The 13,834-nt window shown below is 66.5% G+C and carries 13 protein-coding genes; 5 read left to right on the plus strand and 8 right to left on the minus strand.

The window, feature by feature from the left end:
* Position 1: 1 nt before the first annotated feature.
* The 3 genes from IAG39_RS03285 to IAG39_RS03295 form a co-directional block, all read right to left on the minus strand.
* Positions 2 to 973, minus strand: a complete 972-nt coding sequence (locus tag IAG39_RS03285) for a tripartite tricarboxylate transporter substrate binding protein (protein ID WP_118931492.1) — start codon at positions 971 to 973, stop codon at positions 2 to 4.
* Between the two features lie 18 nt (positions 974 to 991).
* The gene (locus tag IAG39_RS03290; protein ID WP_118931493.1) at positions 992 to 1,975 is read right to left on the minus strand and encodes a Bug family tripartite tricarboxylate transporter substrate binding protein; all 984 of its coding nucleotides are present in this window, start codon (positions 1,973 to 1,975) and stop codon (positions 992 to 994) included.
* A 62-nt stretch (positions 1,976 to 2,037) separates the two neighbouring features.
* The gene (locus tag IAG39_RS03295; RefSeq protein WP_118931494.1) at positions 2,038 to 3,204 is read right to left on the minus strand and encodes an acyl-CoA dehydrogenase family protein; all 1,167 of its coding nucleotides are present in this window, start codon (positions 3,202 to 3,204) and stop codon (positions 2,038 to 2,040) included.
* 175 nt (positions 3,205 to 3,379) lie between these two features.
* Between IAG39_RS03295 and IAG39_RS03300 the strand changes: the two genes are divergently transcribed.
* From IAG39_RS03300 to IAG39_RS03315, 4 genes are all read left to right on the plus strand, one after another.
* Positions 3,380 to 4,177, plus strand: coding sequence for an IclR family transcriptional regulator (locus IAG39_RS03300; RefSeq protein ID WP_118931585.1), 798 nt, complete (start codon positions 3,380 to 3,382; stop codon positions 4,175 to 4,177).
* Positions 4,167 to 4,940 carry an IclR family transcriptional regulator gene (locus IAG39_RS03305; protein WP_059373923.1) on the plus strand — a complete coding sequence of 258 codons (774 nt, stop codon included), beginning with the start codon at positions 4,167 to 4,169 and terminating at the stop codon, positions 4,938 to 4,940. Before IAG39_RS03300 ends, IAG39_RS03305 begins: the two co-directional genes overlap by 11 nt.
* A 183-nt stretch (positions 4,941 to 5,123) precedes the next feature.
* Positions 5,124 to 6,323: an MFS transporter gene (locus tag IAG39_RS03310; protein ID WP_118931495.1), complete on the plus strand. Its 1,200-nt coding sequence runs from the start codon at positions 5,124 to 5,126 to the stop codon at positions 6,321 to 6,323.
* Positions 6,324 to 6,712: 389 nt separating this feature from the next.
* On the plus strand, positions 6,713 to 7,699 hold the full coding sequence (locus IAG39_RS03315; protein ID WP_124260335.1) for a hypothetical protein: 987 nt from the start codon (positions 6,713 to 6,715) through the stop codon (positions 7,697 to 7,699).
* Between the two features lie 179 nt (positions 7,700 to 7,878).
* Here the strand turns inward: IAG39_RS03315 and IAG39_RS03320 are convergent, their stop codons facing one another.
* The 4 genes from IAG39_RS03320 to IAG39_RS03335 are packed head-to-tail and all read right to left on the minus strand — an operon-like array spanning position 7,879 to position 12,041.
* On the minus strand, positions 7,879 to 9,189 hold the full coding sequence (locus tag IAG39_RS03320; RefSeq protein ID WP_118931497.1) for an MFS transporter: 1,311 nt from the start codon (positions 9,187 to 9,189) through the stop codon (positions 7,879 to 7,881).
* A 42-nt stretch (positions 9,190 to 9,231) separates the two neighbouring features.
* Positions 9,232 to 10,380 carry a galactonate dehydratase gene (dgoD, locus tag IAG39_RS03325; RefSeq protein WP_059373920.1) on the minus strand — a complete coding sequence of 383 codons (1,149 nt, stop codon included), beginning with the start codon at positions 10,378 to 10,380 and terminating at the stop codon, positions 9,232 to 9,234.
* Entirely contained in the window at positions 10,377 to 11,030 is a 654-nt protein-coding gene (locus IAG39_RS03330; RefSeq protein WP_118931498.1) for a 2-dehydro-3-deoxy-6-phosphogalactonate aldolase, read from the minus strand. Before IAG39_RS03330 ends, dgoD begins: the two co-directional genes overlap by 4 nt.
* A gap of 9 nt (positions 11,031 to 11,039) precedes the next feature.
* Positions 11,040 to 12,041 carry a 2-dehydro-3-deoxygalactonokinase gene (locus tag IAG39_RS03335; protein ID WP_059373918.1) on the minus strand — a complete coding sequence of 334 codons (1,002 nt, stop codon included), beginning with the start codon at positions 12,039 to 12,041 and terminating at the stop codon, positions 11,040 to 11,042.
* 329 nt (positions 12,042 to 12,370) lie between these two features.
* On the opposite strand from IAG39_RS03335, the gene IAG39_RS03340 reads away from it, so the two are divergent.
* Positions 12,371 to 13,189, plus strand: a complete 819-nt coding sequence (locus IAG39_RS03340; RefSeq protein WP_118931586.1) for an IclR family transcriptional regulator — start codon at positions 12,371 to 12,373, stop codon at positions 13,187 to 13,189.
* Between the two features lie 17 nt (positions 13,190 to 13,206).
* On the opposite strand, the gene IAG39_RS03345 is transcribed toward IAG39_RS03340, so the two are convergent.
* Entirely contained in the window at positions 13,207 to 13,827 is a 621-nt protein-coding gene (locus IAG39_RS03345; protein ID WP_059373917.1) for a glutathione S-transferase family protein, read from the minus strand.
* Between the last annotated feature and the right edge of the window lie 7 nt (positions 13,828 to 13,834).

Raw genomic sequence — 13,834 nt, forward strand, 5'->3', positions numbered from 1 at the left:
TTTATTCCTCGATCTTGACGCCGGCCTGCTTGACCACGGCGCGCCATCTGTCGGTTTCGTCGGCGATGTGCCGGCCGAACGCTTCGGCCGTGCCGCCCGTGGCTTGCATGCCCAGCCCGTTGAAGTAGCTGCGCACTTCCGGATCGGCCAGCACGGCGTTGATCTGCCGGTTCAGCAGGGCGATCACGTCCTTGGGCGTACCGGCGGGCGCCATCACGCCCCACCAGGACGAGGCCGACAACGGCACGCCCAGTTCAGCCAGCGTGGGCACGTCGGGCAGCTCGGGATTGCGCGTTTGCGAGGCGATGGCGACCGCGCGCAGACGCCCGGCCTTGACCTGCGCATACACCGGCGGCAGGTTGTCGAAGCTCATCTGGACCTGGCCGCCGACCAGCGCGGTGGCGGCTTCGCTGCTGCCCTTGTAGGGGATGTGCCGCAATGCGATGCCGGTCTGGTGGGCGAACTGCTCGCCCGCCAGATGGGGGATGCTGCCCGTTCCCGCGGTGGCGAATGTCAGGCCCTGCTGCTGCGCGGCGGCGCGCTTCAAGTCTTCCAGGCTGCGTATGGGGCTGGCGGCGGGCAGCAGCAGGTAGACCGGCACGTCCGTCGCCCAGACCACGGGCGTCAGGTTCTTCTTCACGTCATAGGGCAGCTTGGCGTACAGCACGCTGTTGGTCGCCAGATTGGCGGTGCCCATCAGCAGGGTGTAGCCGTCGGGCGCGGCGCTGGCGACCACGGCGGTGCCGATCTGCGTCGCGCCGCCGGGCTTGTTTTCCACCACCACGGGCTGGCCCAGCAAGGGGGCCAGTTTGCGGGCAATCATGCGCGCCGCGGTGTCGGTGCCGCCGCCGGCCGCGTAGGGCACGATCAGGCGTATCGGCTTGTCGGGATAGGCGGCGGCCTGTGCCGCCCCGGCCGCGCCCAGCAGGGCGACGGCGCACAGCGCGCGCAGCGTTCGGATCAGGATTTGCATGGCGGTCTCCCGGCGGGCCTACTGGATGCGGGTGCCGGTGGACTGCACCAGCTTGCCCCACCAGGCGGTTTCGTCCGCGATCTGCTTGGCGAACTCGGCCGGCGTGCTGGCCAGCGGTTCCGCGCCCAGCTCCTGGAAGCGGGTGCGCAGCTGCGGGTCCTGCAGCGCCTTGACCACCGCTGCGTGCAGCCGTTCGATCACCGCCGGATCGGTGCCGGCAGGCGCCATCAACCCCTTCCAGGCCATCACCACAAAGCCCTTCTGCCCAGCTTCATCGAAGGTGGGGATGTCGGGCGCCGCGGTGGCGCGCTGGTCGCTGGGCACCGCCAGCGCGCGCAGGCCGCCGGCTTTTACCTGTGGCAGCAGCGCCGGCATGTTGTCGATCATGAAATCGATGTGGCCGGCCACCAGGTCGGTGACGGCGGGGCCGGTGCCTTTGTAGGGCACGTGCTCGGCCTGGATGCCGGTCTGCTGCTTGAGCAGTTCGCCAGCCAGCTGCGCGGGCGAACCGTTGCCGGGAGAGCCAAAGGACAGCTTGCCGGGGTTGTTGCGCGCGTACTGCAGGAATTCCTGCAGCGTCTTCACCGGCATGGATTTGGTCACCACCATCAGATTGTGTTCGCGCTCCAGGCAGGTGATGGGCGCCAGGTCCTTGGCCGGATTGAACGGCATGTTGGCGTACAGGCTGGGATTGATGACGGTGGGTCCGGCCGCCGCCAACAGCAGCGTGTAGCCGTCGGGCGCGGCGCGGGCCACGAAGTCGCCGCCGATGTTGCCGCCGGCGCCGGGTTTGTTCTCGACGATGACGGGTTGGCCCAGGATGGGATGCAGCGCTTCGGCCAGCAGGCGGCCCAGGATGTCGGTCGAGCCGCCGGGGGCGAACGGCACGATCAGCCTCACGGGCTTGTCGGGATAGGCGGCCGCGGCTTGCGGCGGCAGCGCCGCGCAGGCGAAGGCGGCGGCCATGGCGCCGATCCACTTCGGCAGGTGCTTGTGCAGCATGATGGAAGTCTCCTTTGGTTGGCGGGCCGCCGGCTTCTTGCGGCTGCGGTCCCTGTATTGCCCTAGCGGCCGGGCGTGTAGCCCGCCTGGCTCAGCGTATGGCGGGCGATGTTCAATTGATGGATCTGGCTGGTGCCCTCGTACAGGCGGAACAGGCGTACGTCGCGGTAGAAGCGTTCTATGCCGTGATCGGCGATGTAGCCGTAGCCGCCATGCATCTGCACGCAACGGTCCGCCACGCGGCCGCACATCTCGGACGCGAAATACTTGCAGATCGAGGCGTTCAGCGTCACGTCGGCGCCGGCATCGCGCTCGCGGGCGGTTTGCAGCACCAGGGCGCGGGCGGCCTGGATCTCGGTCTGGCAGTCGGCCAGCATGGCCTGGATCAGCTGAAAGTCCATCAACGGCTTGCCGAACTGCTGGCGCTCGGCCACGAAGCGCAGCGTGTCGTCCAGCATGCGGATCGCCGGGCCGATGCACAGCGCGGCCAGATGGATGCGTTGTTTGTTCAGGACCTTCATCGCGGTCTTGAAGCCCACGCCTTCCTGGCCGCCGATGATGCAGTCGGCCGGCACGCGGCAGTCCTCGAAATGCACGGCGGACACGGGCGATCCGGCCTGGCCCATCTTGTCGTAGGGCTGGCCGGTGGACAGGCCCGGCGTGCCGCGCTCCACGATGAAGGCGGTGATGCCCTTGGCGCCAGGCGCATCGGAATCGGTGCGCGCCATGACGGTGAACAGCCCCGCCAGCGGCGCATTGGTGATGAAGCACTTCTCGCCGTTCAGCACGTAGTGGTCGCCGTCGCGCACGGCCGTGGTGCGCAGGGCCGTGGCGTCGGAACCCGCTTGCGGCTCGGTGAGGGCGAAGCAGCCGGTCAGTTCCCCGGAGGCCAGCCGCGGCAGGTAGCGGGCCTTCTGCGCGTCGGTGCCGTCGGCCACCAGCGCCTCGGAGCCGATGCCGGTATTGGTGCCGACCCGGGCGCGAAACGCCACCGAGCATTGCGACAGTTCCATGGCGGCCAGGATCAGCTCCTCGGTCGTCATGCCCGCGCCGCCGTATTCCTCGGGAATGGAGTACCCGAACAGCCCCTGCGCGGCCATGCTGGCGACCAGGTCCTGCGGCACCTGGTCCAGGCGGGCGACCTCGGCTTCGCGCGGCGCCAGTTGCTCTCGCACGTAGCGGCGCAGCGATGCTAGGAATTGCGGGAATCCGTCGGGGTCCCTGATCATGGCTAGTCTCCGTTTCATCATGGGCGCTGATACGTGCCGCGCCGTGTTGAATCCAGGCTAGCAAAAGGCCAAGGGATTTGAGACAAGTGTTTCGATATCTTGAATGCATGGCGAGCCGTCGCTGCTCTATGATCGGCAGGGACAGACCGCGCATTCCGCGCCCAGGACCTCCACCATGACCACCCGCCCCGGCGAGCGCCATGCCGACCCCGCCTTCGCCACCACGCTGGCGCACGGCTTGTCGGTGCTGCAGGCGTTCCGGCATGGCGAACCCGCGCTCAGCAACCGCGAGCTGGCGGACCGCACCGGCCTGTCCAAGGCCACGATTTCACGCCTGACCACCACACTGATGCAGCGCGGCTTGCTGCGTTACGACGGGGGCTTGCGGCGGTACCGGCTTGGCACGGCGGTGCTGTCGCTGAGCTATCCGCTTCTGGCCAGCATCAAGGTTCGCCAGTTGGCGCGCCCGCTGATGAAGCGCCTGGCGGACGCGGCGGGCGGTTCGGCCTCGCTGGGCATGCATCACGGCCTGAACATGGTGTACGTGGAAACCTGCCGCGGACACGACGCCGTGTCGTTCCGGCCGGATATCGGCGCCTTGCTGCCGCTGCTGCCTTCGGCCATGGGACGGGCCTGGCTGGCGCAGGCGCCGGCGGACGAGGCGGAGCCCTTGCTGGCGGCGTTGCGGCGCCAGGATCCCGCCATCTGGCGGCGCCACGCGCCGGACTGGGATCAGGCTCAGCGCGACTACGCCGAACACGGCTATTGCGTGGGGCAGGGCGATTGGCATTCCGACGTGCATGCGGTGGCGGTACCCATGCGCACCCCCGTCGACGGCCAGGCGCTGGTGTTCAACTGCGGCGTACCCGTGACGCGGTTGCGGCCGGGCGACTTGCGCGGCCGCATCGCGCCGCGCCTGCTGACGCTGGTGGCGCGCGTGGAAAAAATGCTGGAGCGCCAGCATGACGCATGACCAGGATCGCGAATTCACCACCACGCTGGCGCGCGGCATCGACATCCTGGCGTGCTTTCGCGCCGACCGGCCGGTGCTGGCCAACAAGGACTTCGCGCAGCAGACCGGGTTGTCCCGCAGTGCCGTGGCGCGCCTGACTCACACGCTGGTGGAGCTGGGTTTTCTGCAGAGCGTAGGCGAGCCCGCGCGCTACCGGCTGGGTGCCTCGGTCCTGGCGCTGAGCTATCCTTTGCTGGCCAGCATGCAGATCCGACAGTTGGCGCGGCCGCTGATGAAGCAGCTGGCCGACCACGCGCGCGGCGCCGTGTCGCTGGTGGTGCGCGACCGCCTGCAGATGGTGTACGTGGAAACCGCCCGCTCCAACGAGGCCTTGCAGACGCGGCCCGACATAGGCGCGTCGCTGCCGCTGCTGTCCAGCGCCGCCGGCAAGGCGTGGCTGGCGCGGGCGTCGGATGAGGAGAGGGCGGTCGTCCTGAACCAGCTGCGCGTGGCGGATCCCCGGCACTACGAGGTCCACTTTCCTAGCCTGGCGGCTGCGCGCCGCGATCTGGAGCGCAAAGGCTATTGCGGCAACAATCTGGAGTGGCGGCCGGACGCCTATGGCTTTGCCGCGCCGCTGGGCAGGCCCTATCAGTCGTTGCTGTACGTCTTCAATTGCGGCGTGCCGGCGCAGGACGGGCCTTACCGCGAGCGCGCAGCCGACATCGGCCCGCGGCTGGTCGCCCTGGCGCGCGAGACGGAAAGGCTGCTCGGGCTGGCCTGAGACGACTCGGCCCGTTTCCTGGATTCATGACTCCAAGTCAAAAGTGTTTCGCTGTTTCCTGCCTTTTTCCGCAAGGATGACGGCGGCATACTGGCTGCCTGCCTTCCGATCGGGTTTTCCCGCGCTCCGGCCCTTTGCGCCGGCCCGGTCCCTGGTCGGCGCAATCGAACCCAAGGAAACCACATGAATCCCCAGGACTCCCAGCCGGTGAAGGCCGGCCTGCCATTGCTGGCGCTCGCCGTCGGTGCCTTCGGCATCGGCGTGACCGAGTTTTCTCCCATGGGCCTGTTGCCCGTCATCGCCGAAGGGGTGGATGTGTCCATTCCCAGCGCCGGCATGCTGATCAGCGCCTACGCCATCGGCGTGATGGTGGGCGCGCCGCTGATGACGCTGGCCCTGTCGCGCTGGTCGCGCCGCAACGCCTTGCTGGTGCTGATGGCGATCTTCACGGTGGGCAACGTGCTGTCCGCGCTGTCGCCCAACTACACGACGCTGCTGCTCGCGCGCCTGGTCACCAGTCTGAACCATGGCGCGTTCTTCGGCCTGGGTTCGCTGGTGGCGGCCAGCGTGGTGCCGCGCCACAAGCAGGCCAGCGCCGTGGCCACCATGTTCCTGGGGCTGACCATCGCCAACGTTGGCGGGGTGCCAGCAGCCACCTGGCTGGGCCAGGTCATCGGCTGGCGCATGTCGTTTGCCGCGACCTCGGTGCTGGGCCTGATCGCGATGTTGTCGCTATGGTTCGCGTTGCCGGCGGGTGAGGCAGGTCGCCGTCCCGACATCCGCCGTGAACTCGCCGTGCTGAAGAGCCCGGTGGTACTGGTGGCCTTGCTGACCACGGTGCTGGGTGCGGGCGCGATGTTCACGCTCTACACCTACGTGGCGCCGACCCTGGCGGAGTTGACGGGCGCTTCGCCCAACTTCGTCACGGCGATGCTGGTGCTGATCGGCGTCGGCTTCACCCTCGGCAACACGATGGGCGGGCGCTTTGCCGACCGTTCGCTGGACGGCAGCCTGATCGCCTTCCTGGTGCTGATCATCGCCGACCTGCTGGCATTCCCGTGGCTGGCCACGACGCAGACCGGCGCAGCCATTGCGCTGCTGATCTTCGGTTTCGGCACGTTCGCCGTGGTGCCGCCGCTGCAGATGCGGGTGATGCGCGCCGCCACCGATGCGCCGGGCCTGGCCTCGTCGGTGAACGTGGGCGCCTTCAACCTGGGCAACGCGGTAGGCGCGGCGGCGGGCGGGGGCGTAATCTCGGCGGGCATGGGCTATGCCGCGGTGCCTGTAGCCGGCGCGGTTATCGCCGCGGCCGGCCTGGGCCTGGTACTGTGGCAGCGCGCCAGCAACGAGCGCCAGCGCAAGGTGGCGATGCAGGGCTGCTGATGTGAAAGGCAGCAGGAAAAGGCGTCCGTATATTGGCCTATCGTTGAAAATCTGAGCAGAAATGAATGTTAAATCGGCGGCCCTGTGGTCGCCGATTTAAAGGGATTCTGGGGGCGTGTAAGCCTTGTCCTTAATAGAACATCTAACATGCCGTAACCACAAGGAAAGCACGCTCCCACCAAAGAATGCCACGGTTGAAAAAATGGGATGGCTCTGCGCCATAGGGCGTCAAGTGGCTTGAACCCAACAACTGCCAAAAGATGTCAGAACATTCGACTATCGTGCTGCCCTCCAGCGCAATCTATTCGTCCCGCCCCAAGCCTCTCCTGCGGAAGCAGCTCGCGGATCTTTCAGTGCGCATTTGGGGTTTTACTTGTGCACATCCCGCAATGGCGAGTGCCATTACTGGCACGGTGGGAGCCCTCACGCTGCTGACCTACTTTCTCCCGCTGGGCTTCCTTCCTGATTTCGACTTTAGCGACATAACAGGGCTCCTGGTCGTAGCGGCATTCTTCGGCATAACCCAACTTCTGTGGCTCGGTGCGATTTTGCTCCTACCCACCATACTGGGAGTATCTACCACCTTCGCATTTCGACGCTCTGGCAGTCGCCTTTCTTGGCCGACTTCGACGATTGCAGCAATTCTTAGCCAACTGCTCTGGCTTGCGATGCTCTGGTACAACGTCGCAAACGATGAAATTTGGATCGGTGGCGTCTTGATTGCAACGCTGATCTTGACGGTGATATGCGCAAAATCTAGGAAATTGGAGGGCCTCTTAAGCATCCTCCTTGCCTTCAGCTTACAAGGGGGAATTTGCTTGCTTGGTGTGTTGCTGTTTCGTCCTTCGCCGGGTTCTTTCCTTTTCGAGCTCGAGGCTTGGATGCAGTGGGTCGCACTTGGCATCTGGTGCATCGCGATTTCCGGTGCAAACCTGGCGCTAGAAAAAGATTCACGGCCAACGCTTCCAATGACCGTGGGTGTCGGGGCGTACTTGATCTACATGCTAATACTAACGACCCACAATCTAGGTTATGTGCATGGCCTTGCCATACGGGCACTCGGCCTTGGTGACATAAGGGGGGTGGTTGTCACCGTAAGCGACACGGGCGCCTCAGTACTGAAGGCCGCATGCCATATCAAGTCTGCTCCGCCGGCCTGTCAAGCAGAACTATTTACAGCAGGCGAAGTAACAGGGCATGCCTATTCAAACGTCACGATTCTCTCGCGCATGGGGCGACAGCATTATCTTCAGCTGTGCAGTCTGACCGACAAGATCGGACCTTGTGCCACAACGGAGGGCTTGAGAGTAGTGTTAGATAAGAAGGAGATACTGGGCTGGTCGACGGCAGGCGTGGAGGGTAGGAAAGGGGCGTAACGTGGAATCAATCTCAAGGGACACTAACGTCCCGCCCGCACATGCAGTAGCCGTTCACACTCGACATTCCGTAGCCATAGGATTGCGCACCTGGAAATATCTAGGTGCGCGTGATGGATGTGCTCGCAGGAACGTGGCGCACCCACCACTTTAGTGCTGACCAGTGGAAATTGAGGCGCTCAGGCCTCGATCCGCTCCACCTTCCCCACCAGCAGGATGTACGACAGCGCGCCCAGCAAGGCCAGCGACGACACGTACACGATTGCAGGCGCGAAGCTGTCCTTCGTCACCAGGAAGCCGATCACGATGGGCGTGCAGATCGACGACAGGTTGCCCACGAAGTTGAACACGCCGCCGGTCAGGCCCAAGAGGCGCACCGGCGCCAGCGTGGACACCAGCGACCAGGTGATCGATGCCAGGCCGTTGCCGAAGAAGGCCAGGGCCAGGAAGAAGATCACCCAGGGCGTGGAATCGGTGAAGTTGGCGCCGATCATGGACGTGGAGATCAGGAGGCCCAGGATGATGGGCAGCTTGCGCGCCAGGCCGACGGTGGCGCCGCGGCGGATCAGGAAGTCGGACAGCACGCCCGAGCACAGCACGCCGACGAAGGCCGCCAGGAACGGCACCGAGGCCAGGAAGCCGGACTTGATGAAGTCCATGCCGCGGTACTTGACCAGGTAGGTGGGGAACCAGGTCAGGAAGAACCACAGCGTCGACGTCAGGCAGAACTGGCCCAGGTACACGCCCCACAGCTTGCGCTTGCTCATGACCAGGCCCAGGTCGTTCCAGTTGAACGGCGCCTTCTTTTCCTTGACGCTGCGGTCCAGGTCGACCACGCCGCCGCCTTGCTGGATCAGCTCGATTTCCGCCGCGTTCGCGCCCTTGAACTGGCGCGGCTCGCGATAGATCATGAACCACAGCACGCCCCACACGATGCCCAGGAGGCCGGTGCTGACGAACACCATGTGCCAGCCATAGTGGTGCTGCAGCCAGGCCAGCACCGGCGTCAGGAACGCCAGGCCGACGAACTGGCCCGAGGTATAGAAGCCGATGGCGGTCGCGCGTTCGCGTTCCGGGAACCAGGTGGTGACGACGCGGTTGTTGATTGGATAGGCGGGCGCTTCCAGCGCGCCCACGGCCAGGCGCAGCACGAACAGGATGACGAAGCTGCCGGCAAAGCCCATGAAGAACGTGGCTGCCGACCACAGGATCAGCGCGGCTGCGTACAGCAGGCGCGGCGATACCCGGTCCACCAGCCAGCCGCCGGGGATCTGCATGGCGGCGTAGGTCCAGCCGAAGGCCGACAGGATCAGGCCTTCATGCACGGTGTCCAGGCCGAACTCGTCCTTGAGCGCGGGTGCTGCGATCGACAGGTTGCTGCGGTCCAGGTAGTTGATGACGACGGTGATGAACAGCATCACCATGATGAGGTACCGGCTGCGCGTGGGGCGCTGGGCGCTCTGCAGGCCGGCGTGGGTGGCTGTGGACAAGGGATGTCTCCTCTTTCTCTTTATCGGCTGATTTTTATCGGCTTACCATTCGGCGAAGCTGCCGTCGGCGTGGCGCCAGACAGGGTTGCGCCAGCGGTGGCCCACGGCGGCGCGCTCCTTCACGTATTCCTCGTTGACCTCGATGCCCAGGCCGGGGCCTTGCGGAATCGCGACCATGCCGTCCTCGTAGGCGAAGACTTCGCGGTTGCTGACATAGTCCAGCAGGTCGTTGGCGGCGTTGTAGTGGATGCCCAGGCTTTGTTCCTGGATGAAGGCGTTGTAGCAACCGGCGTCGATTTGCAGGCAGGTGGCCAGCGCGATCGGGCCCAGCGGGCAGTGCAGGGCCAGCGCCACGTCATAGGCTTCGGCCATGGCCGCGATCTTGCGGGTTTCGGTGATGCCGCCGGCGTGCGAGGGATCGGGCTGGATGATGTCCACATAGCCCTCGGACAGCACGCGCTTGAAGTCCCAGCGCGAGAACAGGCGTTCGCCCAGCGCGATCGGGGTGGAGGTCAGCGGGGCCAGTTCCTTCAGCGCTTCGTAGTGTTCGCTCAGCACCGGCTCTTCTATGAACATGAGCTTGAACGGGTCCAGCTCCTTCATCAGCACCTTGGCCATGGGCTTGTGCACGCGGCCATGAAAGTCCACGCCTATGCCGACGTTGGGGCCGACCGCGTCGCGCACGGCGGCCACGTTCTCCAGGCATTTCTCGACCTTGTCGAAGGAATCGATGTACTGCAGCTCCTCGGTGCCGTTCATCTTCACGGCGGTGAAGCCGCGCTCCACGGCGCTCTTGGCGGCCGCCGCGGTGTCGGCCGGGCGGTCGCCGCCGATCCATGAGTACACGCGGATGCGGTCGCGCACGTTGCCGCCCAGCAGCTGCGACACGGGCACGCCCAGATCCTTGCCCTTGATGTCCCACAGGGCCTGGTCGATTCCGGCCAGCGCGCTCATGTGGATGGCGCCGCCGCGGTAGAAGCCGCCGCGGTACAGCACGGTCCAGTGGTCTTCGATGTTGCGGGGGTCTTTGCCGATCAGGTAGTCGGACAGTTCCTCGACGGCGGCGGCGACCGAATGGGCGCGGCCTTCGACCACGGGCTCGCCCCAGCCGACGATGCCGGCGTCCGTTTCAATCTTCAGGAAGCACCACCGCGGCGGCACGATGTAGGTGGTGAGCTTGGTGATCTTCATGCTTGGGTCTCCTGGGCGGGATAGGCGCGTTGCCAGGCCGCGATGAATGCGCGCGCGTTCTGGCCGACTTGGGCGGCCGACAGGCCGGGTTTGTACAAGGCGGAGCCCAGGCCGAAGCCGCTGGCGCCCGCCTGGGCGTAGATGGCGATGTTGTCGGGCGTGATGCCGCCCACGGGCGCCAGCGCGATCGGCGGACGCAGCACGGCGCGCCAGGCCTTCAGCACGGCGGGGCCGAGCTGCTCGGCCGGGAACATCTTCAGCACGTCGGCGCCTGCGGCCAGCGCGGCATAGGCTTCGGTGGGCGTGGCCACGCCGGGGCAGGAGGCCATGCCCAGCGCCGTGGCTGCGCGGATCACGGCGGCGTCGCTGTGCGGCATGACGATGAGTTCGCCGCCGGCCTGCTGGACGCGGGCGCAGTCCTCGGGGTCCAGCACGGTGCCCGCGCCGATCAGGCAGTCGGTGGGCAGCGCCGCGCGCATCGCGCGGATGCTGTCCAGCGGGTCGGGCGAATTCAGCGGCACTTCGATCAGGCGAAAGCCGGCGGCGTAGAGCTCCAGCCCTATGGCTTCGGCCTCGGCGGGCTTGATGCCGCGCAGGATGGCGATCAGGCCGCAGTGGGCCATGGCGGTTTGCAGACCGGGATGGTTCATGTTCGATTCCTATTCCGTGGAGGGCGAGGCGACCAGCCCGGCGCAGACGGCCAGGTGCCACAAGCCGCGCTCGGTGGCGTTCTGCGCCTGTTCGGGCGTGCCCAGGCCGTAGTGCTGCATGGCCTGGATGTAGCGCCGGCACAGCGCGGCGTCGCCGCAAAGCACGATGCGGGGCAGTTCGCCCTGCTGCTGCAGCATGCCGGCCAGCGCCGCGATTTCATGGCCGATGAGCAGGCCCGACAGATAGTCGGCCTGCGATTCGGGCGCCAGTTCGCCGGTCAGGCCGAGCGCGCGCGTGCTGAAGATGGTGGACAGCACGCCCGCGCGCCCGGCAGGCGCCCCGGCGACCTTCAGGCCGCGTTCGAAGGCGGCCATGTCGGCGCTGGCGGCGTCCGCCATGGTCCGGCCTAGGATGGTGTGGCCGCGCAGCGCGGCGTAGACCTCGCCAGTCATGAAGGTGTCGAAGTGGGTGACGCGGCCGCGGCGGGCGCTGACCCACTTCGAATGGGTGCCGGGCAGGCCGATCAGGACGCTGTCTGCGCTGCGGGTCGCCTGGTCCGCCATCACGCCGACGACCTGGGTTTCTTCGCCGCGTATGACGTTGGGCAGGCCGTGGCGCTGGATCAGGCCGGGCACGATGTGCAGGGCGGGGCCGCCCTCGCGCTCGACCTTGGTCAGCAGCGTGCCGATGCGCTGCAGGTCGACCGGCACGTCCAGGTAGGCGGCTTCCTTCCACCCCTGGGCGCTGCCGACCATGCCGCAGGCGATCACCGGCAGGGCCGGTTCGGCGCGCAACCAGTCGCCGCAGGCTTGTTCGAAAGCCAGTTCGAAGCCCGACAGGGCGGTGGTGGCGGCGCCGTCCTGCAGCGGCTGCGGCAGGCGCATGATGCCCCAGGGCAGATGGCGCGTATCCAGCGTGCGGCCGGCGGCATCCAGCCGGTAGGCGCGCAGCGAGGAGGTGCCCCAATCCAGCGCGATAAGCGCCGCGCGGGCGGGAGATCCGGTAGTCATCAGAAGCTGTCTCGTTTCCGGCCGCAAACCGGGCTGCGGACGCGCGGTGAGGCTGGCGCGGGGCAGGGTTCTGCGGACCTTGTTGTCTCATGCCTGCCGGGCGTAGGTGAGCGCGCGGCGGGCGATGGGAAAAATTCTAGATCAGCGCTTGAAAAATCTCAAAATATAGAATTAAATCCCACATAGAGGGAATAAATCGCGGTGAAGCTTGTTTCACCTCCTCGGCGTTCTTTGCGGGAATCGCCCGCAATCCGCGTCTTATCCCCGCATCCCGCCGCGATCGCGGCGGTTATGCTTGCACTCGTCTCTTGTTGCCCGGCCTCGCTTTCATGACCTCCACGCAGACTCCCGACCGTACGTCCACCCTGGATCCCGATGCCGCCGCGCCCGCGGGCACGCAGACGCTGATGCGCGGCCTGGCGGTGGTGCAGGCCGTGTCCGGCGGCGCGCGCGACCTGAAGGAAATCTGCGCCCGCATCGGCGTGGCGCGCAGCACCACGCACCGGCTGGCCAGTTGCCTGGTGCAGGAACGCTATCTGCGGTCTTTGCCCGGCGTGGGCTATGTGCTGGGGCCGAAGCTGATCGAACTGGGTTTCCAGGCGCGCGAAGCCTTTCCGATGGCGACGCTGGCGCGTCCCTACCTGGACAGCCTGGCTGAGCAGACGGGCGACACCATCCACCTGGCCGTGCGCGACAACGACGAAGTCCTGTACCTGGAAAAGATCCCCGGCAAGAAGGGGCTGGAGATGCGCTCTCGCGTGGGGCACCGCATGCCGCTGGCCGCCACCGGCGTGGGCAAGGCCTTGCTGCTGGATACCGAAGAGCCGCAATGGAAAGCGCTGTACCGCGTCGGCGCGCCGGTGTCGTCGCGCGCGGGAGGCGGCAGCCCGACCTGGGAGGCCTTCCGCGACCGCATGCGCGACTATGCTGCCCACGGCTATGCGTTCGATCTGGAAGACAACGAGCCGTCGATCCGCTGCGTGGCGGCGCCCGTGCGCGACGCTTCCAGCGGCATCGTCGCGGCGATCAGCGTGTCCAGCACGGTGCCCTACATGTCGCTGGAGCGCATGCGCGACATGGTCGCCGTGGTGCAGGGCGCCGCGGCGGGGATTTCAGCGGAACTGGGGTGGAAGGTGGACCGCGGCTGAGGCCGCGGCCCTGCGTCTTATTCCAGCGGCAGCGTCAGCACGCCCTGCGGGGCCGGACGCATCATGACGCGGCGGTACCAGGCCGACAGCGCCGGCGTGTCGGGCCGTTCGATCGGCAGGGCCAGCCAGCGGTGGGCCGAGCAGACCAGGGCGATATCGCCCATGGTCAGGTGGCGGCCAGCGATGAACTCGCGGCCCTGCAGGGCCTGGTCCAGGATCTGGGCGCGCGCATTTGAACGCTTGACCGAGTTTTCGATGGCGGCGCGGTCGCGCTTATCCTCGGGCGTGCGGATCAGGCCCAGGAACGCGGGCCCCATGACGCCTTGCCATTCGGTGGCCTGCCAGTCCATCCAGCGGTCCGCATCCGCGCGCATGCAGACGTCTTCCGGCCACAGGCTGCCCGCGCCGTAGCGCGCGGCCAGATAGCGCACGATGGCGTTCGATTCCCACAGCACGAAGCCGCCGTCGTCGATGAGCGGCACGGTGCGGTTGGGATTCAGCTTGGCGAATTCGGGCGTGTCGACCACGCCGAACGGGCCGCCCGCCTGAATGAAGGAATGCGGCAGCGCCAGTTCGCGCACCGCCAGCATGACTTTCTGAACGTTGACGGAAGTCAGGCGTCCCCAGATCTTCAACATAACCATT

This window comes from Achromobacter xylosoxidans (assembly GCF_014490035.1).
Classification (GTDB): Bacteria; Pseudomonadota; Gammaproteobacteria; order Burkholderiales; family Burkholderiaceae_B; genus Achromobacter; species Achromobacter bronchisepticus_A.